We start from the raw sequence: 25,481 nt of genomic DNA on the forward strand, positions 1-25,481 counted from the left end.
CATACCGAACACGGAAGTTAAGCTCTTTAGCGCCGATGGTAGTTGGGGGCTTCCCCCTGTGAGAGTAGGACGTCGCTTCGCACATGTAAAACCACTGAGAAATCAGTGGTTTTTTTGTTGTCTAATTCTCTATTATCCTTATTTGAAGGATGTCAAAATTCCAAAACCGCCCGTAAATTATTAATATAGGATTGACTTACTGGTAATTCAGTCCCCTCATTTAGCTGAACAATAAAGTTGGAAGTTAAATCTCGTGAGATTTTCTTTATATAATAAATATTAATAATACAGGACCGATGAATTCGGATAAAGTTGTTCGGCAACCGTGTTTGCAGTTCTTTCAGTGTGACTGCCGTTTTGTATTGCTCACCTTGAGAATAAAACCAAGTTCGTTTTTGAAGGCTTTCAATATGCGAAATTTGATCAATAGGAATAGGCATCCAGTCCTCTACTTGTTTGCCCGTTAAAAATTTGTAAGTATCCGGTTTCTTTATTGTAAATAGGGGGGGAAGGACAACAATTAAAGCCCCTTGCTCTCCATTTACAAGGATGGGATAACCGATAGCATAATACGGTGTCTCAAAAAGTGTACTTTCCACAATTGCATCTGTTTTTTGTCCTGTTTGGAGAACTTGGAAAGCAATACTGTCTTCTGGAACAGTGGAGCCTATCTTTAATGTGAATTGGTGATGGCCCGTACTGAAATAAATATAAGTGTTGTTTACTGCTATAGCTATCGATGCTTCTGATGGAATCCAGTCTTCTAAAATAGTTTTGTACTGATTAAAAATATCTTTTTCGACATCAATCTTTTGTAATGACAATTTAAATCCACTCCTTCTGTATTATTGCCTAAATATAATTCATCCTCCAAATAAGATCATTCATCCTTAATTAAACCTAATTTATCAGAAAATAATGAAAAGTAAATCATTCTGTTATACATTATATTACAGCAAGATTATCTGTTATGGAACAGGGGATTACAAACTTTCCTAACAGAATTTTCATACACAATGGGGAAGGTGGAAATTTATCATGTCAACACGTCAAGAACGAATTGAAGCTTTAAAAAAGGAATGGGCAGAAAGCAAACGCTGGGAGGGAATTGAGCGTGGCTATACAGCAGAAGAGGTTGTAAAGTTACAAGGTTCATTCATCCAGGAGCAAACGTTAGCAAAGCGTGGAGCTGCTCGTTTATGGAACTCATTACATGAAGAGCCTTTTATCAATGCTTTAGGTGCTCTAACGGGGAATCAGGCAGTACAGCAAGTAAAGGCAGGTTTAAAAGCAATCTACTTATCGGGGTGGCAAGTAGCTGCTGATGCAAACCTTTCTGGACAAATGTATCCGGACCAATCTCTATATCCAGCAAACTCTGTACCAGCAGTAGTAAAGCGCATTAACCAAGCTTTACAACGCGCTGATCAAATTGATCATGCTGAAGGTCGTGAAGACGGCTTTGATTGGTTTGCACCAATCGTTGCTGATGCTGAAGCAGGCTTCGGTGGTCCATTAAACGTATTTGAGTTAGTTAAAGGAATGATTGAAGCAGGTGCAGCAGGTGTTCACTTAGAAGACCAATTGGCTTCAGAGAAAAAATGCGGACACTTAGGTGGTAAAGTATTATTACCAACTCAAAACGCTGTACGCAATTTAATTGCTGCACGTCTTGCTGCGGATGTTGCAGGTGTTGATACAATCCTAATCGCTCGTACGGATGCAGATGCTGCTGACATGGTAACGTCTGATATTGACCCACGCGATGCAGAATTCTTAACAGGTGAACGTACTCCAGAAGGATTCTACCGTACAAAACCAGGTATTAAGCAAGCAATTGCTCGTGGCTTAGCTTATGCACCATATGCAGACTTAATTTGGTGTGAGACATCTCACCCATCTTTAGATGAAGCTCGTGAGTTTGCTGCTGCAATTCACGCTGAATTCCCTGGGAAAATGTTAGCGTACAACTGCTCGCCATCATTTAACTGGAAAGCTAAATTATCGGATGCGGAAATTGCAGAGTACCAACGTGAATTAGGGAAGCTTGGATACAAATTCCAATTCATTACACTAGCAGGTTTCCACAGCTTAAACTTCGGTATGTTCGAGCTTGCGCATGACTATAAAGACAATGGTATGGCTGCTTACTCTAAACTACAACAAGCTGAGTTTGCTGCAGAGTCTAAAGGTTACACGGCAACTCGTCACCAACGTGAAGTGGGTACTGGTTACTTTGATGAAGTATCACAAACAATTTCAGGTGGTACATCATCGACAACTGCTATGTCTGGTTCTACTGAAACAGAGCAATTTGTATAAGATTTTTAAAAAGGGCAGGATTATGAAAATTATTCATAAACGGGGAACTGCACTATAAGCAATTATCTATCTTTTTTTACCCGTCCTTCCTATTCAAAGTGTTATCGGGGATGTAGCACTTAGTAGATAACCGCTATGCAAAGCGGGTTTTCGAAAGCAATACGAAGGTTGGGGAAAAGGGATAGGATTTTGGATTTTGAACTTGAACTTGAACTTGAACTTGAACTTGAACATCTTAACTACGATACGATCTAAATCGAATTGGACCGCGGTTTAGAATGGGATTGCCTCCCAAAAATAGAAGCAAACTTAGGGGTTTTTTATAAATGGAAATATGTCTTTCTAGCTTAGATGGGGCTGGAAAGGCATTTTCCATTTTAGTAGGTAGGAGATTATTTGAAGAGTTTTTAATTACTAAATAATAGGGGAGCCGTTTATATGAAAAATAAAGAATTATTACTTGTACCTGGACCGACACCTGTAATGGATGAAATTTATGATGCACTGGCAAGTGAAACGAGAGGACATACAGATCCTCGTTTTGTAGAAATATTTAAAAATGCCATTGAGAATACAAAAAAGCTTTTTAATACAGATGGAGAGGTGTATGTGGTAGCCGGCTCCGGTACATTAGCAATGGAAATGGCGATCGTGAACACAATTACTAAAGGTGAACGTCTTTTAGTAATTAGCCATGGGTATTTTGGTGATCGCTTTACACCACTTGCAAAGGCATTTGGTATTGAAGTTGACGTGCTGCAATCTACGTGGGGGGAGCGTGTAGATGCACAACTTGTTGAAGAAGCTGTAAAAGCAAAGTCATATAAGGCAGTCACGATCACACATGCAGATACATCAACAGGGGTTGCTTCCGATTTAGATACGCTTATTCCGATTATTAAAGCATCAGGGGCGCTTGTGATTGTGGATGGTGTCGTAGCGACGGCAGCTCTTCAAGAAGATATGAGCAAGGCTTATGGAAAGGAAAACTACAAAATTGATATCGTTTTAACAGGGTCACAAAAAGCGATTGGTATTCCACCAGGTCTTGCAATTGTTGCCTTTAGTCAACTGGCACTGGCTGCCCGCGAACAAATCGGGAATGTTCCTGCGTATTATGCGGATATACATAACTGGCGCAACATTATGGCAAACCCAGCTATGTATTTTGCAACACCCCCAGTAAATTTGATTTATGCGTATGATGTTGCATTGCAAATTGTATTGGGAGAAGGCATGGAAAAGCGTGAAGCCCGCCATGTTGCCTATGGAAAAGCGGTACGTACAGCGTTACGTTCATATGGCATGACACCACTTGCAAAAGAAGAAGTAGCGGCACCGACATTAAGCTGTATTTTATATCCTGAAGGGGTGGATGACGGGAAGTTCCGTGCAAGCCTGGCAAGTCGAGGGGTTATTGTGGCAGGTTCTTTGGCGCATTTGGCAGGAAAAGCATTCCGAATGGGACATATGGGTAATGCGACTTCAGAGATGCTAGAGCAGGCCATTATTGCAATTGGTGAAGCATTACAAGAACAGAATATAGAAGTAAGTATCGAAGAAGCGAAAAAAGTGTTCTTACAGCAGATTGAGCAGGCAAAAGTAAAAAGTTAAATGATGGCCTTAAATTTATAGAGAGATCATAGAAGAAGGGTGCTAAAAGTTACTATTTAGCACCCTTTTTAAGATTATCAGAATGATGGTTCACTTATACTTTGTTCCATGGACTGTTTTAACCAGCGTGTTGCTTCTGTATAGTCTTGTGTTACGCCAAGTCCCTTTTTATAGAACATCCCAAGTTGGAACTGGGCTTTAGTATGACCGTGCATAGCAGCGAGCCGATACCATTTAGCCGCTTCTTGATAATTTCTCGTTATTCCTTCGCCATTTGCATACATTTGCCCCAATTGAAATTGTGCTTTTGGATGTCCCTTTTGTGCAGCTTGTTCAATCCATTTAAACGCTTCGGAGTAATCCTGCTTTGTACCAAGTCCTTTATCGAACAAATTGCCGAGCTGATATTGTGCATGGAGATGTTCTTGTTCTGCTGCCAATCGGTAACAGCGGCGGGCTTCATCAAAATTAACAGAAGTACCGAGCCCTCTTTCGTACAGTAAGCCAAGCTGGTATTCAGCTTCCGCCTCATTACTACTTGCAGCTGCGTAAAACCATTTGAGTGCCTCTTGATAATTCGATAAATGATGTTCATCACCAAGAGAAAGAAGCCCAAGATGAAGCTGTGCTTTCGCATGGTTTTGAATGGCTGCACGTTTCAACCATTTAACCGCTGTTTCTGTAGCACCGGTTTCTAAATAAAGCATACCCAAATCATAGTTTGCACTAATATGTTCGCTTGATGCAGCTTTTAGTAACCATTCCAGGGCATTTATTTGGGCAAGCGTTGTATTTTGTTGCTTATAGATAAGGCCGAGTGTATATTGTGCATTTGTATGGCCGTTATTTGCCGCGAGTGTCAGCCATTTAATCGCCTCTTCCTCACTTTGACCGATGCCTTGACCTGATTTATAAAGTAATGCAAGTTGGAATTGAGCATTCGTATGATTTTGAATAGCGGCTGATAAATACCAACAAGCTGCATCGTTATAGGAAAGTTTGACACCATCGCCTTTTGTATATAAATAGCCTAGGTTATATTGCGCACTAGCATCTCCTGTTTTGGCTGCCTGTAAAAAGAGTTCTGCCGCCTTTACATAGTTTTGTTCTACGCCCTGCCCTTTATGATATAAGAAACCCAGATTGTTCATGGCGCTTGTGTTTCCTTGCTTGACCGCTTTTTTATACCATTGTGCAGCTACTTCATAATTTTGCCGAACACCATTCCCTTGGTTGTAAAGAGAACCAAGATTATACTGGGCATCAGCATTTCCTGAATTTGCAGCTAGTTCATATAATTCAGCTGCCTTTTTTTCATCCTGTTCAACACCTTGCCCGAGCTGATACAAGATGCCAAGTGCATACAGTGCATTACTATCCTTCTTTTCAGCAGCTAAAGAGTACCATTTTGCCGCTTCTTTTAAATTGCGTGGGACACCTTTGCCATGATTGTACAAAACGCCGAGATTGTATTGTGCAATTGTATTGCCTTTTTCTGCAGCAATTAAAAACCATTTAGCGGCAGCTTCATAATCATAGGCCGGCAAATCTAACTTCCCGAAAGAAGAAGGAGTGAGGCTTTCGATTTCGAATGGTACTGATAACTTTTCTTCAGTAAGCAACTGTTTTGTGTACCAGCTGGTTAAATCCATTAAATAATCCAGCACAATTTTTGCAGCCTTCGTATCGATTAAATCATTTGCCTGGGCTTCGGTCATTTTTAGAATTAAATTCATGAGCAAATACATGCGGCGCGGTTTTATTTTTTCGATAAAATGTTTATTGTTCAGGAGAGTACGGAGTTCACTTTTTGTTCCGTCATTCTGCATCTCCTTTGTATATAAATCCCGTACGATTATGCGGAGCGCGATATTTGATTTTTTTAAAGAGAGTATAGGGTTGGAAATGGTGTAGCGGGCAGACCCCTGCAGTGCTTCCGCTAAAGGGCGCTGTGTTTCGGGAATTGAATTAATAACCTTTGTAAGTAAGTCACGATTTACCATAATTGTTCACGCCCTTCCATAACACTAAGTAATCTTTTTATCGGAGAGGCAGAATAAAAATGAATAGGAAGCATTTTTTACACCAAGAATATAGAAAATATTGTATGATAATTGGAAATCGATAGGATAGGTGGTAGGTGCAGTATGAAGCGGATTATAGACAAATCGCAAAAAAGGGAAAAAGCGGATTTCATTATTCAACATGCACAAATAGCAGATGTATTTAACCTTCGCTGGAGACAAGGAGATGTCGTAGTGGCTGATGGGAAAATTATTGCCATCTCCGAACCAGGTGAATTCGAAGCAGATGAAATTATTGATGCAAGTGGAAAGTATATTGTACCGGGTTTTATTGATGCACATATACATATCGAGTCTTCAATGCTGGCGCCGAAGCAATTCAACCGGATTATACTTCCACATGGTGTGACAGCTGTTGTAACAGATCCGCATGAAATAGCCAATGTTGCCGGAAAAGCAGGCCTAGAGTTTATGTTACGAGATATAGAAGATGTTGAAATGGATATTTATTATATGCTGCCATCCAGTGTGCCGGGGACATCCTTTGAAAACGCCGGGGCTGTATTAACAGCAAAAGATTTAGCGGAGTTTGTCCATCATGGGAGTGTGTTAGGGCTGGCAGAAGTAATGGACTTTCCTGCTGTGCTAAACGGTGAGGAAGGGATGCTTTCAAAGCTTAAGCTTGCGCAAGATGCTGGGATGATTATAGATGGGCATGGTGCAGGTTTAACTAGTGCACAAATTCGTGGATACCGTGCTGCAGGGATTGCTACTGATCATGAGTGTGTAACAGCAGAAGAGGCGCTAGATCGTGTGGAACAAGGGATGTATGTGTTGATTCGCGAAGGTTCTGCTGCTAAAAATTTAAAAGCGATATTACCTGCTGTGACAGTCGCTAATGCGCGGAGATTTGCATTTTGCACCGATGATAAACATTTGGATGAGCTTATGGAACAAGGGAGCATAAACTATGCTGTTGCTCTTGCCATTGAAGAAGGTATGGATCCATTACTTGCAATTCAGCTGGCATCATTAAATGCTGCAGAATGTTACCGCTTAAATAATAAAGGTGCAGTTGCTACAGGTTATGATGCAGACTTTTTATTAGTAGATAACCTGCAGACGATGAAAGCTTTAGCTGTATGGAAGGACGGAAAGAAGGTTGCTGAACATGGCATAATGCTTACGCCGGCTCCAGAAAAATCAGTTATTGAAATGTCTATTTTATATTCGATGCATTTACCGAAGCTATCGAAGGATGATTTCAGCTTGCCGTTTAAAGGAAATCGGGCAAATGTGATGCAAATCGTACCCAACCAATTAATTACGAAGCAGATCGAGGCGAATGTCGATGTAGTGGATGGGGAATTTATGCCGTGCACAAAAAAGGATTTGCTGAAGCTTGCCGTTGTAGAGCGCCATCATCATTTAGGAACAAAGGCAGTGGCGATTGTACAGGGTATCGGTATACAGAGCGGAGCGGTTGCAACGACAATTGCCCATGATTCTCATAATGCAATTGTTGTTGGAACCAATGATGAAGATATGCTCGTAGCACTTAATGCACTCCAGGAAATGCAAGGTGGACTGGTTATAGTAAATGAAGGCGAGATCATTGCTTCGTTGATTTTACCTATTGGTGGGCTTATGACTGATTGTTCAGCAGAAGAAGCAAAAATGGAGCTTCAAAAATTACATGACGCCCTTCATATTATTCATCCTACACTGGATTATCATTTGTTTTTAACATTATCCTTTTTAGCACTGCCAGTCATACCAGATATTAAGCTAACTGATACAGGCTTGTTCGATGTGACAGCATTTAAGCATATTCCAGTGGAAATAACTGATTGATGATGGGAAATTGCATTGAATTTTCCATCATTACCCTATAGAATTTAGGGAATATCTCTATTTCTAAGGAGCATGCAAAATGGATCGAGTCATAGTTGTTATACCAGCGTTGAACCCGTTACCCGCAGTTGTAGACTTTGTTCGGAAATTACAGGCACTGCCACTTGCTGGCATTATTGTCATCAATGATGGCAGTGACAAAAGATATAATAGTACATTTGAGCAATTAAAGCAGGAAAACTGCATTATTTTAACGCATGAAAAAAATTTAGGAAAAGGTCGTTCGCTGAAAACGGGGATGGAATACATACTAAAATCTACGGAACGGACAAAAGGTATTATTACAGTAGGTGCACATGGTCAGCATTCTGTGTTGGATGTAGAGCAAGTGGTTTCAAGTACGAAAATTTTCTCGGATGGTATTGTATTGGGGATTCGCGACTTTAAAGCTTCAGAATATCCTTTTCTAAGTAAACTTCAAAACCGTGCAAACTCCATATTGTTTGAGCTATTTATACATAAACGCCTACTCGATATTCAGACGGGTTTACGCTATATTCCGAGGGAGCATTTATCATGGCTATCGAAAGTAAAAGGGGAGTCTTTTAATTATGACACGAATATGCTCATTGAAGCGATTAAACGAAATGTCCCCCTATATGAGGTGCCCATCGGTTATGCAAAGCTTCGGAAAAACTCGATTATTTATTATGACGAAGTATTGAATCCGACGAAAATTTTGCAGCAGCTTTGGATAAACTTTCTCCGTAAAGACAAAATGCCAAATGATTTATCTTCAAAGCGGAAACGTAAATGATTATAAACAGCGAAATTGAGGAAATATATAGGAAGCATGGAATGGAGGAGAGAAACTATGGCTGAACAATTTAATTTTGATAAAATGATCGATGGTCAGAAAGAACACTATTCAGATAACAAATTCCTTGATAAATTTAAAAAATTCGGTGGCGGTTTAGGCTATAAAGCGATGCATGCAGCGGCTACACTTTTTGTAGCATTACGAAGCCCGGACATGTCGAAAGCGAATAAACTGATTGTTCTAGGTGCACTCGGTTACTTCATTTTTCCAATTGATTTAATTGTCGACTTTTTACCGCTAGTCGGTTTGACAGATGATGCATTTATTATTTTAACTGCGCTTGGAAAAGTGTATTTATCTATTACAGATGACATGAAACTGGAAGCGAAGCAAATGATTGATTCGAAATTTGAAACTAGTAAATAAAAAAAGAGGTCAAGGCGATTCTCATCGCACTTGACCTCTGTCTGTTTAATTTATATATAGGGTCCCGTTGAGTTCCCGCAAACCTCGATTGAAAATAGATTCTATTGGTTTTTCTTCACATAGTTTTACCGATAGATTTGGATGCGTTTTTTCAAGTTGTGTGATGATCCCATCCATAATGCTCGGGTTGTTTTTTAATACACCACCATTTAAGAACAGTGTATGCACTTCATTTGCATAGCCGGCATTTCTTAACGTTGTTGCGGCCAGCAATACAAGCTCATCCACAGCCTTATACATAATTTTCTGGGCGACTGCATCCTTCATGTCCACCGCCTGCTGTAAATAAGAACCAAAGCTTGCTAAACGTGCATTCGTATAATCTGGGGAATAGATTAAGTTAAACAGTTCATCCGTACTGTTCACTTGATGGCCTGCTAAAATAAGCTCTGTCAATGCAGTCGGCTTATTGCGTCCGTCTGCAGCGCGGAAGATTGCTTTTGCGATATGCTTACCTATCCAGTAGCCACTGCCTTCATCCCCAACTCGGTGTCCCCAACCACCTGCACGAATGATTCTGTTATTCATATAGCTAAAGCAAATAGCTCCAGTGCCTGAAATAAGTAAACTCACATCATGATGGCCCAATCCTTTTAATGTCGCTTCCACATCATTTTCAATAATAACTTGGCCAAAAGTGAATGGACAGCGGGCGATACTTTCTTCAATAATTTCTTCGATAATTTTTTTATCTTGAGCAGTATCAACTCCTGAAATGGCAAACACCGCTACATCGATAAATAGACTAGGCAAATGGGCTGCTGCACTTCGAAGCAATCCTGTAAACACATGCTGTACATGTTCAATTCCTGCCGCTTGATAATTTGAGCTAGTAGAGGTTGCGGAAAATAGCTCGCGCCCCTCTGAAGAACGAATTGTCATAACCGTTTTTGTTGCACCACCGTCAACAGCTAAAATATATTGTTCATTCATAATCCGACCACTCCTTCACAAATTTCTCCAATTGCTCTTCTGCCTGTAAAATTGTTTCCGTTTTTTCCCGTAGCCAATTTTCAAGCTGTACAGAGTCATCCTGCGCTTGTTCAAGTGACTTTCGCATAGTCACAGGAGCCGGCCCCCCTTTTAATGTACGAATATTGACAAAGTATTCCGGTTGAATAGCCTGATAAAAGGCAATTTCATTTATTTGGAGAGGCTTTCCTGTAATTTCAAGGCATTTCTCATTTGCTAAGTCCCATGTTAGGCTTGCAAGCGATTCTTCGTTATTTGCCACAAGTTCTCGTACGCAAAGGCTTACAATTTTATGAGACTGGCGGAATGAAATATTTTCTGAACGAACAAGAGAATCCGCAAGTTCCGTTACGTTGGCAAAACTGTTTTGTGCACGCTTTAGCAGATTGTCCTTGTTAACATCCATTGTCACGATTAAGCTTCCAAATAACTTATAAATTCCGACTAAACGGTCGATTGCACGCCATAAATAGGGCTGCATATCATCTTCTGTATCAACGATGTCTCCAAAAGGTGTATTATGGACCATTTGCAAAACGGTAGTTGCATCTCCTACAACAGCAGAAAGCAGGGAGCGTGTATGCTCAATGGAAACAGGATTACGTTTTTGAGGCATTATCGAGCTGACCTGAACATATGGGCTGGCAAGCTTAAATGCATTAAACTCCTGTGTTGCCCACAATAAAAAGTCCTGTGATGTACGTCCTAAGTTTAAAGCGGCAAGTTGTACGGTACTCGCTGCTTCGGCAATATAATCAGCTCCAGCAACGGCATCCCATGCATTTTCGATTAAATCATCGAACGCAAGAAGCTCCTGCATCCGTTCGCGGCTAATAGGGAAGCCTGTTGTGGTTAAAGCGGCAGCGCCCATACTACTGCGGTTAATGGTATTGTATGCAGCCTGCATCCGTTTATAGTCGCGTGTCAATTGGTCAATAACCGCTTTTAAATAGTGCGCAAACGTTGTCGGCTGTGCTTGCTGGGTATGTGTATAGCCAATCATTATTGTCTCCACATGCTCCTCGGCAAATAAAATTAAAGATTGGCGTAAATTTAAAAGTTCCTGCATAAGGGTAAGCATCTTTTTGCGTAATGTCATGCGATAAATAGCAATTCCCATATCGTTCCGACTGCGGCCGATATGTAAATTACCTGAGATATCGCCACCGAGTTCGATTAATTTATTTTCGATACGGAAAAATAAATCTTCAAACTGTGGATTATAATCGCGTGTTTTATAATATTCTAAGTCTAATTTTTGAATGGCTTGCCCTATTCGACGTGCTTCATCTGCAGTTACTAACTCCTGCTCCTCTAACATTTTCAAGTGCGCAATATGAATTTGAAGCATTGCATCTAAAAAGTGCTTACGTGCTTCGTCATACGCAGGTTGTAAAACCATTTGACGATAGCTATTAGAAGGAAATAAAATCCCTTCTTTCTCATTTACTTGATCGCGGAAATTTTGAAAAAACATGATGAATGGGCCTCCAATCAAATGATAGAAACTACTAACTAATACTTTCATTCTACAATTGTTAGAAAATTATATCAATTACAAAAATTAACTGGATGTAGTCTCCCGCATTAGCTGCCTACATAATTACAATTTCATTACTACGGGCGAAATCCTCTAATAAGTGGGTCAAATCTTCTAATATATTCAAAAAAATTCTAATAAAGAACTGGTTTTCTAATACCTATGTCAGTTGTTCTAATAAGAGTTGAGTATCTTCTAAAAAGAGGTACATACGTTCTAATATCATTCGAGAAGTTTCTAATATCTATACAGTTGTTCTAATAAAGTTAAATCCCTATACGATTTGCCCCAAAAAAAGCTGTTGCCTGTAATAATACAGACAACAGCTTTTATAATATGGAGTTCGTTTTATTCAGGTTAGCTTTTCCTTCTTATCTATAGTACGCATTTTCTTTGCAGCAAAATAGGAAGGCAATACCATGCCGAATAAAACGAGAATAATTCCACCAACCTGTATAATCGTTAAGCTTTCTTTTAATACAATAACGGATACGATAATTGCTACGGGCAGTTCCATCGCACTTAAAATTGAAACGAGTGCTCCGCCAACTTTTGGTGCAGCAATCGAGAATAGTAAAATCGGTAAAATAATCCCGAATAAACCAAGTGCCATCCCAAACTTCCATAGTCCGGTACCTAATTGCCCGTTCCATATAATTTCAGGTGTTAAAAAGATGGAAATAACAATGAGTGCAATAACGGACAGAATAAATGTTCTACCTATCATTGTCACACCTTCAACTCTGCGGGCATTAATCTGTAGAAATGCAGCAAAAGTAAAAGCAGCAGCCAAGCCCAGTGCCCATCCTTGCCATGCAATTTGTGACAAATCTACATCGATAATACCAGCGGCCAAAATCGTTCCAGCAAGTAAAAAGGCCAAAGAGAATAGCTCAATACGGCTTGGAAGACGTTTGTTCGCGAAGCAATTCATAAAGAGCCCAATCCAAGTAAATTGGAAAAGCATCACGACAGCTAGTGATGCCGGCAAATAATTTAATGATTGTCCGTAAAAAATCCCCGTAACAGCAGTACAGATCCCTGCAATTAAAAGGGTCAATGCACCGGACTTTGTAACTTTCGGTAAAGTTCGTTGTGTTAAGATAAATAATAAAAGCGCCAGTAAAAAGCCAAAGAAGTATTGGCTAGTCACGGCTTCTGCTGATGTATAACCATGCTGCATGGCAACTTTTACAATAGTTGATAGTATGCCATAACTGCTTGCTGCAATGACGATCAGCAGTGAGTAAATCCAATTTTGTTTCATTGTGTTTCTTCCTATTCTATAGCGATTTCACCATATGATGAAATGGCTCGTTAATAATTGTCCAGTTTTCGGTTGTAGAGTAGCCCATCCGTTCATATAAGCGTCTAGCATCAATTTTCTCCAATTCCACATTTAAAGCAATTTTGCTGTAGCCTAATTGCTTACCCTTTTGTTCAGCAAACTGCAAAAGGCGCGTTCCAATACCAAGACCGCGTGCTTCTTTGGAAACACAAATTGTATCAATATAATATTCATCCATATGAGCCTCTACATCTAACGTAATATGGATGCCTTTTCCAGCTAGTTGTTCTTCCAATTGACGATCAAGCTTGTGTCCAAGTAGTCCGTCATATAGCACGACAATCCCCAAGATTTCGCTATTTTTTTCAGCTACATATGTATTTAAATAGCTATGTCGGTTAGTAGTTTCTGTAACTAACTGCTCTAAAGACGCTAATATTTTTGTGGGATCGTCTTGTCCAGTCAAATTATTTGCAATGTCGCCAATAGCGTCATAAATTAAAGGGGCAATAGCGGATGCATCTTTTATTTCCGCATTACGAATAATAATCGTCATCTAAATCCTCTCCTTACCGAAACACAGTATAACAGAAATAAATATAGTTCGCTAAAAAACGATTAGTTTCAGAATAGTACAAAGTTTTATAAATCGTTCTTTTCTATGGTAAATTAGTAAGAACATATTACGTCGGAGGTTAGACAATTAATGAGTCAATTAGACAAAGAATTCATCTTAGTGTATGGAGATGCATTCGTTGATTATATTGCAAATGACAAAACGAATACGTCATTCACGAAGTTTTTGGGAGGCGCTACAATCAATGTAGCCGCAGGTATTAGTCGAATTGGTGCTCCGTCAGCCCTTATTACGATAACAGGAGATGACGAAACATCGGAATTTTGTCGCCAGGAGATCGCAAAAGAAGGCGTCAATTTAGATTTTGCTGTATTTGATGAGAAGAAGCGTGTAAGTGGAGTATACGTTCATTTAACAGAAAACTGTGAGCGTGTATTTAAAGATTATGTCGATGAGACGCCGAATTTACAAGTAACACCTGAGCAATTGAACGAGGAAGCTTTCAAACGCGCTTCCATTTTAAATGTATGTTCGGGAACAATGTTTGAAGAAACAGCCTTAAAAACGACACGTACTGCAGTGGAGATGGCAAAGGATAAAGGAGCGATTATCGCCATCGATGCGAATATTCGTCCTTTACGTTGGGAATCCGAAGATATTTGCCGCGAAACGGTTGCGTCGTTTTTTGAAGATGCCGACATTTTAAAGCTGACAGATGAAGAGTTGTTTTTCTTAACAGAAACAACAACGATTGAAGAAGGCTTACAAAAGCTGGACGAGCTATTAGTACCGATTGTTTTAATTACTGTAGGTGCTGATGGTGCATATGCCGTACTCAATGGTGAAGTGACACATGTCCCTGTTGATCGCGTTGTTCCAGTAGACACAACAGGTGCTGGTGATGCATTTATGGCAGGCGTTCTGCGCTATGTTCATTTTAATGGACTGCCAACAGTGAAAGAGGATTTAGTAGACTGTGTGGCATTTGGTAATAAGCTAGGCGCAATGGCTGCAACAAAAGCGGGTGCATTAACAGCACTGCCAAACTATGAAGAAATAAAACATTTAATTAAATAGTAGAAAATATGCAGGGTGTCTAGTTTTGGACAGCCTGTTTTTTGGTTATTAAGAAACCATTAGTTGACAAAATCATTAAATTGAAACAATTAGTCGCTATAAAAACGTATCATTTCTTCTTATAATTAGGTTAAGAGGTGACGGGATGGATAACTTTCAATTTGCGACCATTTTTATGAATAATAGAAAAAAATTAAATGTAACGCAAGAGGATATTGCCCGTTTTATGGGCGTTTCCAGAGCAGCTGTGTCGAAATGGGAGAAAGGGCAAAGTTATCCCGACATATCATTATTGCCAAAGCTTGCAACGTATTTTAATGTATCGATTGATGAATTGTTAGGGTATAAACCACAATTGACGAATGAGCGGATTATGAATATGTATGCGGAGTTGGCTCGACGCTTTTCTAAAGAGCAATTTGAAGAGGTAGATAGGACTATCGAGTTACTGATTGAGGAATACTATTCCTGCTTTCCTTTTTTGCTGAAGATGGCGCAGCTTTATGTGAATTACTTTAACAAGGCAGGGGATACGGATAAGGTAACCAAAAAAATCCAGGCACTTTGCAAACGTGTAAAGGAATTTAGCGGGGATTATAAACTGACGAATGAAGCCAATTTACTGCAGGCACTTTCGTATATTTTAAAAGGGGAACCTGAGCAAGTAATTGAGCTTTTAGGAGAAGATGCGATTATTCAGCTTGGCAGTGAACAGTTAATCGCGACTGCACAAATGATGCTCGGCAACACGGAGAAGGCGAAGGAAATTTTCCAGGTTAATATGTATCAGCAATTGCTGTGTGTTATTTCAAATGCGAGCGAGGCGTTACTGTTAGAAGTGGACAATGAGACATATTTTGAACAATCGGTCCGCCGTATTGAAACAATGATTGAAATCTTCAATATTGAACGGTTAAACGTTCATACAGCACTGCTGTTTTATATAAGGGCATCGAGCGGATATGCGATGCAAAATAATATAGAGCAGGCTATTCGCTGTATTGAGCGCTATGTAAAAGTTTGTTTGCAAATGGTTTTCCCTCTTCGGCTTACAGGCGACGATTATTTCTATTTGCTGGACGGATGGATTGCTAGGGAAGTAATGCTCAGCTCGCAAACACCCCGTGATGAAGAAACTATAAGAAGCTCGATTTTAGAAGGCATTGCCAATAATCCGATGTTGGCGAATATCCAACAAGATGTACGTTATAAAAATTTAATCGTTAATTTGAAGCATCATTTAAAATTTGAGGAGGAATTGTAAAATGGAAGCTTTATCAAATATTCCGTGGGGGTTGATTGCCCCGCTATTAGTATTACAGTTTGTGTTGGCGACAGTAGCGATTGTTGATATTGTTCGTATTCATGAAACACGCGGACCGAAATGGGTTTGGATTATCGTGTCACTATTTGTCAATACGCTTGGACCGATTGCGTATTTTCTTTTTGGACGTAAAAATCAATGATATGCATTGAAGTGAAAGAATTAACGAAACAGTTCGGCCCAAAAAAAGTAGTGGATGGTTTATCGTTTTCATTACCAATGCATACGTCAACAGCACTAATTGGTCCAAATGGTGCTGGGAAGACAACTGCGCTTTCTATGCTTGCCCATTTAATGGAGCCGACAAGTGGTCAGATTATCATGCCTAATGTAAAAGATATGCGTAGTGCAATTGGGTTTTTGCCGCAATATCCACAATTCTACTCGTGGCTGACAGCACTTGAGTATATGGAAATGGTGGCGAGTTTAAGTAATCTTGACAAACGTGCTTTAAAAAGCGAATGCAAAAAGATGCTTGCGTTTGTTGGGTTAGAGGATGCCATGAATAAGAAAACCGTCACATTTTCAGGTGGAATGAAGCAACGATTGGGCATTGCACAGGCGCTCGTTCATAAGCCAAAACTTTTATTATTGGATGAGCCGGTATCAGCACTGGATCCTGTTGGGCGTCGTGAAGTAATGAATTTACTAAAGGAAGTGCAGGAGCAAACGACGATATTGTATTCAACACATATTTTAAATGATGCAGAGGAAATGACGGATCAGCTATTGTTTTTACGTGACGGGCAATTAGTAGAACAAGGCTCATTGCAGCGAGTCAAGGAGAAGTTTCAGGAGCCACGCTATAAAATCACGTTTTCTCACGAGAACGAAGCGCAGCAATTTACTGAGCAAACGGCACTTCAAACGCAATGGGCAAAAAATATCGTCTATATTGAGATTTTGGAAGATCGACCGACTATGCAGCAGCTGTTGTACCAGCTTGCCATTTCACCATATGAAGTGCTGAAGGTGGAACGACAGACAGCAAGCTTGGAAGAAATCTTTATGAAGGTGGCTGGCGAGAATGCAACAATTTAAAGCACTTTTTTTAAAGGAATGGCGTGAAAGTGTACGGAGCTTTAAACTATTATGGATTCCGCTCGTATTTATACTGCTTGGAATTAGTGACCCAATAATGAATTACTTTATGGAAGATATTTTAAAAGCTGTCGGCAATATGCCGGAGGGTTTTATGATGACATTGCCTGAATTCCAGCCAGCCGACCTTTTGATGGCGTCGACCGGTCAGTTTCAGTCGATTGGTTTGCTCGTATTAATAGCGGCTTATATTGGTGTATTCAGCCGGGAACGCCAAAATGGGACAGCAACGCTCATCTATGTTCGACCTGTTTCTTTTACGGCAATGTATGCAAGTAAATGGATGGTAGCAAGCATCATCGCTATGATTAGTGCGATTGCCGGCTATGCGGGGAGTATGTATTATACTGCATTGTTGTATGGGACTGTAGACTGGATGAAGTTTTTTGCGATGTTGGGGACGTATTGTCTATGGTTACTATTTGTCATGGCTGTAACCGTTGCAATGAGTGCGGCATTCAACACGTCAATTGCAGCAGCCGTTACGATTGTAATTATATCGTTAGGTTTGTTCATCGATTCGCTGTTTGGTGGTTTTTGGAGTGTAACACCATGGAAGCTTGCGAATTACGGAATAGCGCTTCTAACAGATAGTGTACTTTTGAAAACGTATTGGCTCACAGTACTTATGGTTGTGGGCCTGACGATTTTGTCCATTGTTCTTGGTATAGTAATGAGCCGGAAAAATATGCGCCAACTAAAGATTTAATTATTCAGTAGAGACCGATTTTTTTAACCGGTCTCTCTTTTTTATTTTAGGAAAATATTATGAGGAAGGCGGACTGGCATTTTTGACGCTAATATAAAGTGAACCGTTTTCTAAAATTTGTACATAATAAAGGTCTTCAACTGAATGATAGTTTTTCTTGGATAGTTTTTTAAGTAGCCATTCTTCCGTTAATTGGAGCTCATTTAAATTTTCTTTAATAATTTTCCCGTCTGATATAAGCTCTGTAGGTAAATACTGTGGAGTAGGAGCTGAAACATTCACATCTTCTTTTGTTGCAGTACGGGCTAGTGGCTTTTTAAGTACACTTAGTTCGCCATTTGTTTCAAAAACAGCAAACTGTACCTCATCAAATGAGAAAATACTTTGCTCGCGCAGTAGCATGGCAAGTTCATCGGTATGAAGACGTGCTTTTTTTAAGTTGTCATTTAAAATAATACCATTTTGAATGACAATACTTGGCTTATCATCGAATAAAACACGAGCTTTTTTCGATTTTAACGTAATGAAGCTAATAAAAAGAGTAAGGACCGCCCACCATATAAGTGAGACCAGCCCGTCTAGAAAGGGTGTCTCTACTTGTGCGGAGATTTCCGCTGCAATTGAACCGAATGTAATACCTGTTACATAGTGGAAAAAAGTAAGCTGGCTTAATTGTTTTTTGCCAATTATGCGTGCAAGTAGTAATATAGCAAAAAATGCACAGCTTGAACGCCAGAGCATTTCAAATAAGTTTAGTTCCAATTTATAATCACTCCTTATAGCGAATAGCATGGGCAAACATAAAAGGAAATATGCGATTTTATCTAATAGAAAGAATGTGAAAACAGATGTCGGCTACAATTGAAAAACAATCAAATCCTGTCTATCCCATTATGGTAGCGATCGGGATATGTCACTTAATCAATGATACGATGCAGGCAGTTATACCGGCGATGTTTCCGCTACTGGAACGTGATTTAGGGTTAACGTTTACCCAGCTTGGTATGATCTCGTTCGTCCTCAATATATTTGCAAGCCTACTACAACCAGCTGTCGGATTTATGACGGATAGAAAGCCGTTTCCCTATGCATTGCCAATAGGGATGGTCAGTTCGTTTATTGGTCTATCATTGCTCATCTTATCAGGACAGTACTGGATGATTTTAGTGTCGGTCATCTTTTTAGGTATCGGCTCAGCGATTTTTCATCCTGAGGGCTCGCGTGTATCTTTCATGGCTGCAGGGAATAAACGTGGATTGGCACAGTCGATTTATCAAGTAGGGGGAAATAGTGGACAAGCATTGGCGCCATTATTAAGTGCCTTTTTAATATTACCGTTTGGTATGAATGGAGTCGCGTTTATCCTCATTTTTACATCCATTGGTATTTTTCTGTTAACGAAAATTTCGATTTGGTACAAACGTCAGCTTGATGCAGAAAAAAAGTCCAACATAAAGAAGATACTCGTTTCCTCATTGCCGCCCTTAACAAAAAAGCAAGTAACAATGGCACTTATTGTGCTACTGCTCCTCATTTTTGCACGTTCGTTTTACGTGACGAATATAACGAGCTTTTATGTATTTTACTTAATTGAGCAGTATGGAATGAGTGTAGAGCGCGGACAGCTATTTATCTTTACGTTTATGGCATTCGGGGTCGTGGGGACATTTTTCGGGGGTCCTTTATCAGATCGCTTTGGAAGGAAAAACATTATATTGCTATCGGTTATTGCACCTATCCCGTTTTGCCTGGCGCTGCCATTTGTCCCGGTGCAGGCTGTACTACTGTTTTTAATTATTATCGGGATTCTTATCATGATTAGCTTTACGGTAACCGTTGTGTACGCCCAGGAGCTTGTTCCTTCCAAAATTGGCACGATGGCTGGCTTAACAATTGGCGTGGCATTTGGAATGGGGGCAATTGGATCTGTCGTTATCGGAATGGTGATAGACGGGCTGGGGCTAAAGTTTACGATGATCGCTGTATCTGTTTTAACATTATTATTGCTAGTCGCTCTTTTTCTGCCAAGGGACCGAGTTGGGCATGCAAAATAGTATTTCTAAACAAATTAACCCCCTCCCCATAATGGATTGGGGAAGGGGTATGGTTTATTCGTTTTCCAGGCGGCCAGCCAATGGGATACGATCAGGATCAGTTACAAGTGCTTCAGTAATATTTACTTCGTGCATTTTGTTGTCAAAATTAAATTTAAAGATACCATTATCAAAATCTGTGCCGATTTCCTTAAAGAAAATACCTTCGATAAAGGCAATCTTAGGACAAGTGAAGGCGATTTTATAATGGCCGTTTTCTTTGATTAAATAAGCGCGTACGCCTTTTTCGAAAATATCGATCAGTTCATCATCTGATGGATGTTTAACCGAAACTATATGGAAATCAACAAAGGGTACTTCCTTTAAAAGGACATTTAAAAACGAACCTTTCGTAATTTCCTCCCAGCGACTTTGCGCACTTTGACCTACAATGATTTGCGTAATATTATAGTTTGTCGCCACTTCTGTAATTACTTTATGAATTGGGCGTTTTTCGTTATCTTTAATGAAGAACTCTTCTACATCCAACTCATTAGTTAGTTCTTTCCACTGTTCAATGTAACCGGATTTCTCCGCATCAAAAGCGTCAAGCGGCTTTGAGTCAACTGTCAGTACATATAATGGGCAGTCGAGTAATGTCGCAAGTTTGTGTCCACGGCGAATTAATCGCTCACCATTTTGTCCATAATATACACAAACTAAAATACTTTCATCCAATCGGCCTTTAACATGTTTCATTTTAGTTCGCACCTCTTTTTCTTATCCTATAATAATTTATTGAATCGAAATATGTTTTGAGAAATTAAGCATAATTGAGATAAAAGAAAGCTATTACAGTGCATTGCACACTTTATTATTGTATACTTATTTCTGTGATATTTATTTATATTCAGTAAATTTTACGTAATTTTTCTTACTTGCAGCATTTTATTTTAAAAAATAAATTTGATTAATTTTGAAATATAATCTCTATATGCCACATTATTATGAAGTGAGTTAAATAGATAGTCAAGTGTGATTAATTAAATTTAGTGTGATACATAGTTTTGTTGACTTTATTTTGTAGGAGGTTTTTGCTTTTGATTGTCACGCTATCAATTGTGCTGCCCTTTATTGCTGCAGCATTAATTCCGTTTATATACAGGTATTTTAAGAACATTCACTTAGGGTGGTTTGTATTAGTCGTACCTGTCGTTTTATTTTCGTTTTTAGCTACATATATCCCTCGAGTTGCAAATGGCGAAGTATTCGTCAAGACGTTTGAGTGGATCCCCTCTTTCGGTATTAATATCACTACTTATCTGGATGGATTGAGCATGATTTTCAGTTTGCTCATTACGGGAGTAGGTAGCTTAGTAATACTGTATTCAATTTTCTATTTATCAACGAAAGAATCATTGCATCATTTCTATTGTTACTTATTACTATTCATGGGCGCTATGCTAGGCGTCGTCCTTTCAGATAATTTAATGGTGCTCTATGTATTTTGGGAATTAACGAGTGTTTCCTCATTCCTTCTAATCGCATTTTGGCATCATCGTAAAGCATCTCGTGCAGGTGCGCGCAAAGCAATGACCATCACAGTATCTGGCGGCGTTGCGATGTTAGCTGGTTTTTTAATGTTATATGTTGCGTCAGGCACGTTTAGTATACGGGAAATTGTCGCAAATTTAGAAGTTGTGCAATCCAGTGTATACTTTGTACCCGCGATGTGTTTAGTGCTTTTAGGTGCATTTACGAAATCCGCTCAATTTCCTTTCCATATTTGGTTGCCGGATGCAATGGAGGCGCCGACACCGGTTTCCGCGTATTTGCACTCTGCCACAATGGTTAAAGCAGGCATTTACCTCGTTGCGCGTACAACGCCTATTTTCGGTGGTCACGAAGTATGGTTTTGGGCAGTGAGTGGGGTAGGTCTCCTTACTTTGTTCTGGGGATCATTCAATGCCGTCAAACAGTTCGATTTAAAGGCATTACTGGCCTATTCAACAATTAGTCAGCTTGGATTAATAATGTGTTTATTTGGTCTTGGCTCTGCTGCACTACATTCTGGCTATTCTACGGAATCCGTCATTTATACACAGGCCACTTTTGCGGCTTTGTTCCATTTAATCAATCACTCAACATTCAAAGGCGCACTCTTTATGATGGTAGGTATTGTCGACCATGAAGTAGGGACGCGTGATATTCGCCGTTTAGGTGGATTGATGTCACTTATGCCATTTACATTTACGATAGCTGTTATCGGTAGTGCCTCAATGGCAGGCTTACCACCATTCAATGGATTTTTGAGTAAGGAAATGTTCTTTACGGCAACGTTAAAAATTACTGAGCTGGATCTTTTTTCGCTTAATAGCATTGGTGTTTTATTCCCCATTATCGCATGGGTAGCAAGTATATTCACCTTTATTTACTGTGTCATTATCGTTATGCGTACATTCTTCGGCAAAATTCAGCCAGATCGTCTGGAAAAGCCACCGCATGAAGCGCCATTCGGTATGTTAATTTCACCTTATATTTTAGTTGCATTTGTTGTAGGAATTTTCATCTTCCCGAATGTGCTGGGACATTATATTTTAAGTCCTGCAATGGCAAGTATTTATCCAATGTTCCCGTCGGTAGAAGATATGACGCCTCATATTGCTGCATGGCATGGGCATATAAATCCGGAGCTTATTATGACAGCAGGTGTCATCATAATTGGGGTTCTATTATATCGTGTATTAAAAAAATGGCGTCCAATCTATCAGCTGATTCCGCCAAGTTTCACACTAAATGCTTTGTATGAACGTGTGATTACTTCAGGCGAGGATGTATCAGGACGTGTAACGAATCGTTATATGAATGGTAATCTAACCTATTACTTTGTATATATTTATGTGTTTTTTGTTGCCCTTTTAGCGGGTTATATGATTTATGCGGATGCGTTTAGCTGGGATCCTTCAAAGGACTCCGTAATTGAGCCTTATGAGTTGGTTTTGGTGTTCGTTATGATTATGGCTGCCGTGGCAATTATTTTTGCCAAACAGCGTATTACTGTAGTGCTGTTAAACGGGGTACTCGGATATTCTGTGGCATTTTTCTTCGTTGTATTTAGAGCACCTGATTTAGCGCTCACACAGTTGGTCGTCGAGTCTGTGACAACAGCATTGTTCCTGCTTTCTTTTAAATATTTACCGAAGCTTAAAAACGAGTATTTACCGAAGAGTTGGAGATTTGCGAAAGTAACTATTTCCATAGCAGTTGGTGCAACTGTTACACTTATTGGCTTAGCGGTAATGAATTACGATCGATTTGAGCCGATTTCGAAGTACTTTGAGGACTCGTATAATTTAGCAGGCGGGCAAAATATCGTCAACACGATTTTAGGGGATTTCCGTGCATTTGATACGATGCTGGAAGTAGTTGTACTCTTTATTGCGGGTCTAGGCATCTACACACTTATTAAGCTAAAGGCGAAAAAGGGGGATGCAGACGTTGAAAGTAAATGATGTTATTTTAAAATCAGTTGTACGAGGCGTTGTGTTCATCGTCTTTACGCTTGGTATGTACTTATTTTTTGCAGGACATAATGCCCCGGGCGGTGGATTCATCGGTGGATTAGTACTCGGTTCGGGGATTGTGCTGTTGTATTTGACGTACGATATTGAAACGGTGCATAAAGGCATGCCGTTTGATTTTAAGAAGGTTGCTGCATTCGGTGTATTGCTAGCAACTGGTTCAGCTATTGCCTCCCTTTTCTTTAATGTACCTTTTTTAACACAGGCAGATGGCTATTATAATCTCCCATTATTGGGGGAAAAGCATTTGTCGACTGTTACGATTTTTGAAGCAGGTGTGGCATTGACGGTTGTCGGTACACTCGTAACGATTATTTTAAATATAAGTGAGGATGAATAGTATGGAATCTTTAATGATTGTACTTGTCGGCATTCTGGTAACAGTCGCTACTTATTTAATCCTCTCTCGTAGTGTAATACGTGTCATTGTCGGCACAGCCATTCTTTCGCATGCCGTTCATTTATTACTATTGACGGTTGGTGGTTTAAAGAAGGGGAGTGTTCCGCTTTTAGGCCAGGCGGCAGCTCCGTTTACTGATGCTTTGCCACAGGCTTTGATTTTAACAGCGATTGTTATTAGTTTTGCGGTTACGGCATTTTTACTAGTACTGGCTTACCGGATGTACTTAATGAATGGAACCGATGATCTAGAGGAGCTTGGAGGGTCATCAGATGAATAATATAATTGTTTTACCTTTAATTGTGCCGATTATTACGGCAACGCTATTAGTATTTTTAAATAATAATATTAAGCTTCAACGAATTGTAAGTTTGATTACGATGATTTTTGTAGCATGCATTTCTGTTGTATTGCTGCAGCTTATTCAAACTGAAGGAATACTTCGGTTAGACTTCAGTGGATGGATGCCGCCATTTGGTATTTTATTTGTAGCCGATTCGTTTTCGGTACTGCTCGTATTGACGGCAAGTATCGTAACGGCTGTTTGTTTAATTTATGCATTTTCGACAATAGGTGAGCGTCATGAGAAAATGTACTTCTACCCATTTGTATTGTTTTTAATTGCAGGGGTAAATGGTTCTTTTTTGACAGGCGATATTTTCAATCTATTTGTTTGTTTTGAAGTTATGCTGCTCGCTTCTTATGTCCTAATCGCTTTAGGTGGGGGAAAGATGCAGCTGCGAGAGTCTATCAAGTATGTATTAATTAATGTTGTGGCATCTTGGATGTTCCTAGTGGCACTTGCTTACTTGTACGGAACATTAAAGACGCTTAATATGGCGCATATTGCACAGCGTGTGGCAGAGGCAGGGCAAGATCCATTGCTGACGGTCGTGTCACTTACTTTCCTAGTAGTTTTCGGTTTAAAGGCCGGATTACTATTATTCTTCTGGTTACCTGGTTCATACAGTGTGCCACCGACAGCTGTACAGGCATTATTTGCAGCGTTACTAACAAAGGTTGGTATGTATGCACTGTTCCGTACATTTATGTTGATGTTCCCATTACAGCCGGAAATCACCCATACGATTATCGGCGTGATGGCAGGGGCAACGATTATTGCAGGATGCATGGGCGCGTTTGCCGGACGAGATGTACGGACGATTGCTACCTACAATGTAATTATTAGTGTAGGCTTTATATTAGTGGCACTTGCAGTTGGTACAGAAGATGCGATGGCAGGGGCGGTCTATTACTTAGTACATGACATGCTTGGTAAGGCATTACTGTTTTTACTTATTGGTACGATGATACTTGTAACGGGTGAAGTTGTCGTGAAGAATATGAATGGATTAATCCGGATTTATCCCTTGTTCGGTTGGATTTTCTTTATTATGATGTGCGCGCTTGTTGGTATCCCGCCATTGAGCGGTTTCATCGGAAAAGTACTTATTGGTCAAGGTGCTATTGAAACGGAGTCCTATGTGTTACTAGCGTTGGCATTCGGCTCAAGTATTATCGTAATGTATTCTTTACTGCGTATTTTCCTGGCTTCGTTTTTTGGAGAAACATCCATTAATGAAGAAGATAAAATGCCGATTCCACGGGGCGCAATGGCTTCATTTATAATATTGGCCATTTTCATTATTGGATTAGGCGTTGGCGCAGAAGGTTTGGCAGTTTATGTGAATGATGCAGCTTACACATTATCGAATCCTTCCGTGTACATCGATGCGATTTTAAATACGAATAAATAAAA

The 25,481-nt window shown here is 39.8% G+C and carries 23 protein-coding genes and 1 rRNA gene; 16 read left to right on the forward strand and 8 right to left on the reverse strand.

The window, feature by feature from the left end; translation table 11 throughout:
• Window positions 1-81 (forward strand): 5S ribosomal RNA (rrf, locus tag H9632_RS19160); the annotation flags it as partial.
• Between the two features lie 71 nt (window positions 82-152).
• Here the strand turns inward: rrf and H9632_RS14525 are convergent.
• Window positions 153-824, reverse strand: coding sequence for a LytTR family DNA-binding domain-containing protein (locus tag H9632_RS14525; protein WP_191704793.1), 672 nt, complete (start codon window positions 822-824; stop codon window positions 153-155).
• A 214-nt stretch (window positions 825-1,038) separates the two neighbouring features.
• Between H9632_RS14525 and aceA the strand changes: the two genes are divergently transcribed.
• Both aceA and H9632_RS14535 read left to right on the forward strand, forming a co-directional pair.
• The gene (gene aceA, locus H9632_RS14530) at window positions 1,039-2,322 is read left to right on the forward strand and encodes an isocitrate lyase (protein ID WP_191704794.1); all 1,284 of its coding nucleotides are present in this window, start codon (window positions 1,039-1,041) and stop codon (window positions 2,320-2,322) included.
• Window positions 2,323-2,760: 438 nt separating this feature from the next.
• Entirely contained in the window at window positions 2,761-3,936 is a 1,176-nt protein-coding gene (locus H9632_RS14535) for a pyridoxal-phosphate-dependent aminotransferase family protein (protein ID WP_191704795.1), read from the forward strand.
• A 77-nt stretch (window positions 3,937-4,013) separates the two neighbouring features.
• Here H9632_RS14535 and H9632_RS14540 read toward each other — a convergent pair whose 3' ends face one another.
• Complete coding sequence (locus H9632_RS14540; RefSeq protein WP_191704796.1) at window positions 4,014-5,939, reverse strand: SEL1-like repeat protein; 1,926 nt, start codon at window positions 5,937-5,939, stop codon at window positions 4,014-4,016.
• Between the two features lie 144 nt (window positions 5,940-6,083).
• On the opposite strand from H9632_RS14540, the gene ade reads away from it, so the two are divergent.
• The 3 genes from ade (at window position 6,084) to H9632_RS14555 (ending at window position 9,060) form a co-directional block, all read left to right on the forward strand.
• Entirely contained in the window at window positions 6,084-7,814 is a 1,731-nt protein-coding gene (gene ade / locus H9632_RS14545) for an adenine deaminase (RefSeq protein ID WP_191704797.1), read from the forward strand.
• A gap of 79 nt (window positions 7,815-7,893) precedes the next feature.
• Entirely contained in the window at window positions 7,894-8,631 is a 738-nt protein-coding gene (locus H9632_RS14550) for a glycosyltransferase family 2 protein (protein ID WP_191704798.1), read from the forward strand.
• Window positions 8,632-8,688: 57 nt separating this feature from the next.
• Complete coding sequence (locus H9632_RS14555; RefSeq protein ID WP_191704799.1) at window positions 8,689-9,060, forward strand: YkvA family protein; 372 nt, start codon at window positions 8,689-8,691, stop codon at window positions 9,058-9,060.
• A gap of 45 nt (window positions 9,061-9,105) precedes the next feature.
• Here H9632_RS14555 and H9632_RS14560 read toward each other — a convergent pair whose 3' ends face one another.
• The 4 genes from H9632_RS14560 to H9632_RS14575 form a co-directional block, all read right to left on the reverse strand.
• Window positions 9,106-10,053 (reverse strand): N-acetylglucosamine kinase, encoded by a 948-nt coding sequence (locus H9632_RS14560; protein ID WP_191704800.1) that lies wholly within the window; start codon window positions 10,051-10,053, stop codon window positions 9,106-9,108.
• The gene (gene argH / locus H9632_RS14565; protein ID WP_191704801.1) at window positions 10,046-11,569 is read right to left on the reverse strand and encodes an argininosuccinate lyase; all 1,524 of its coding nucleotides are present in this window, start codon (window positions 11,567-11,569) and stop codon (window positions 10,046-10,048) included. The genes H9632_RS14560 and argH overlap by 8 nt, the downstream gene beginning before the upstream one ends.
• Before the next feature lie 415 nt (window positions 11,570-11,984).
• Window positions 11,985-12,899, reverse strand: coding sequence for an EamA family transporter (locus H9632_RS14570; protein ID WP_191704802.1), 915 nt, complete (start codon window positions 12,897-12,899; stop codon window positions 11,985-11,987).
• 16 nt (window positions 12,900-12,915) lie between these two features.
• The gene (locus tag H9632_RS14575) at window positions 12,916-13,476 is read right to left on the reverse strand and encodes a GNAT family N-acetyltransferase (RefSeq protein WP_191704803.1); all 561 of its coding nucleotides are present in this window, start codon (window positions 13,474-13,476) and stop codon (window positions 12,916-12,918) included.
• A 150-nt stretch (window positions 13,477-13,626) separates the two neighbouring features.
• Here H9632_RS14575 and H9632_RS14580 point away from each other — a divergent pair, with 150 nt between their 5' ends.
• The 5 genes from H9632_RS14580 to H9632_RS14600 all read left to right on the forward strand — a co-directional run bounded on the left by H9632_RS14580 (window position 13,627) and on the right by H9632_RS14600 (window position 17,708).
• The gene (locus tag H9632_RS14580) at window positions 13,627-14,574 is read left to right on the forward strand and encodes a carbohydrate kinase family protein (RefSeq protein WP_191704804.1); all 948 of its coding nucleotides are present in this window, start codon (window positions 13,627-13,629) and stop codon (window positions 14,572-14,574) included.
• A gap of 145 nt (window positions 14,575-14,719) precedes the next feature.
• Window positions 14,720-15,838, forward strand: coding sequence for a helix-turn-helix domain-containing protein (locus tag H9632_RS14585; protein WP_191704805.1), 1,119 nt, complete (start codon window positions 14,720-14,722; stop codon window positions 15,836-15,838).
• A gap of 1 nt (window position 15,839) precedes the next feature.
• Window positions 15,840-16,040, forward strand: coding sequence for a PLD nuclease N-terminal domain-containing protein (locus tag H9632_RS14590; RefSeq protein WP_191704806.1), 201 nt, complete (start codon window positions 15,840-15,842; stop codon window positions 16,038-16,040).
• Complete coding sequence (locus H9632_RS14595) at window positions 16,037-16,939, forward strand: ABC transporter ATP-binding protein (RefSeq protein WP_191704807.1); 903 nt, start codon at window positions 16,037-16,039, stop codon at window positions 16,937-16,939. The genes H9632_RS14590 and H9632_RS14595 overlap by 4 nt, the downstream gene beginning before the upstream one ends.
• A complete protein-coding gene (locus H9632_RS14600; protein ID WP_191704808.1) occupies window positions 16,926-17,708 on the forward strand; it encodes an ABC transporter permease in 783 nt (260 codons plus the stop codon). The genes H9632_RS14595 and H9632_RS14600 overlap by 14 nt, the downstream gene beginning before the upstream one ends.
• A 57-nt stretch (window positions 17,709-17,765) precedes the next feature.
• Here the strand turns inward: H9632_RS14600 and H9632_RS14605 are convergent, their stop codons facing one another.
• Window positions 17,766-18,449, reverse strand: a complete 684-nt coding sequence (locus tag H9632_RS14605) for a YetF domain-containing protein (protein ID WP_191704879.1) — start codon at window positions 18,447-18,449, stop codon at window positions 17,766-17,768.
• A 107-nt stretch (window positions 18,450-18,556) separates the two neighbouring features.
• Here H9632_RS14605 and H9632_RS14610 point away from each other — a divergent pair, with 107 nt between their 5' ends.
• Entirely contained in the window at window positions 18,557-19,762 is a 1,206-nt protein-coding gene (locus H9632_RS14610; RefSeq protein ID WP_191704809.1) for an MFS transporter, read from the forward strand.
• A gap of 54 nt (window positions 19,763-19,816) precedes the next feature.
• Here H9632_RS14610 and H9632_RS14615 read toward each other — a convergent pair whose 3' ends face one another.
• Window positions 19,817-20,500: an adenine nucleotide alpha hydrolase family protein gene (locus H9632_RS14615; protein ID WP_191704810.1), complete on the reverse strand. Its 684-nt coding sequence runs from the start codon at window positions 20,498-20,500 to the stop codon at window positions 19,817-19,819.
• A 341-nt stretch (window positions 20,501-20,841) separates the two neighbouring features.
• Between H9632_RS14615 and H9632_RS14620 the strand changes: the two genes are divergently transcribed.
• From H9632_RS14620 to H9632_RS14635, 4 genes are read left to right on the forward strand one after another with little or no spacing between them, the layout of a single operon-like run.
• Entirely contained in the window at window positions 20,842-23,253 is a 2,412-nt protein-coding gene (locus H9632_RS14620; protein WP_191704811.1) for a Na+/H+ antiporter subunit A, read from the forward strand.
• Window positions 23,240-23,662: a Na(+)/H(+) antiporter subunit B gene (locus H9632_RS14625; RefSeq protein WP_191704812.1), complete on the forward strand. Its 423-nt coding sequence runs from the start codon at window positions 23,240-23,242 to the stop codon at window positions 23,660-23,662. Before H9632_RS14620 ends, H9632_RS14625 begins: the two co-directional genes overlap by 14 nt.
• 1 nt (window position 23,663) lies before the next feature.
• Window positions 23,664-24,002 (forward strand): Na(+)/H(+) antiporter subunit C, encoded by a 339-nt coding sequence (locus tag H9632_RS14630; RefSeq protein WP_191704813.1) that lies wholly within the window; start codon window positions 23,664-23,666, stop codon window positions 24,000-24,002.
• Entirely contained in the window at window positions 23,995-25,479 is a 1,485-nt protein-coding gene (locus tag H9632_RS14635) for a Na+/H+ antiporter subunit D (protein ID WP_191704814.1), read from the forward strand. The genes H9632_RS14630 and H9632_RS14635 overlap by 8 nt, the downstream gene beginning before the upstream one ends.
• The last annotated feature ends 2 nt before the right edge of the window (window positions 25,480-25,481 follow it).

Origin of the sequence: Solibacillus merdavium (genome assembly GCF_014836935.1) — a bacterium.
Classification (GTDB): domain Bacteria; phylum Bacillota; class Bacilli; order Bacillales_A; family Planococcaceae; genus Solibacillus; species Solibacillus ferritrahens.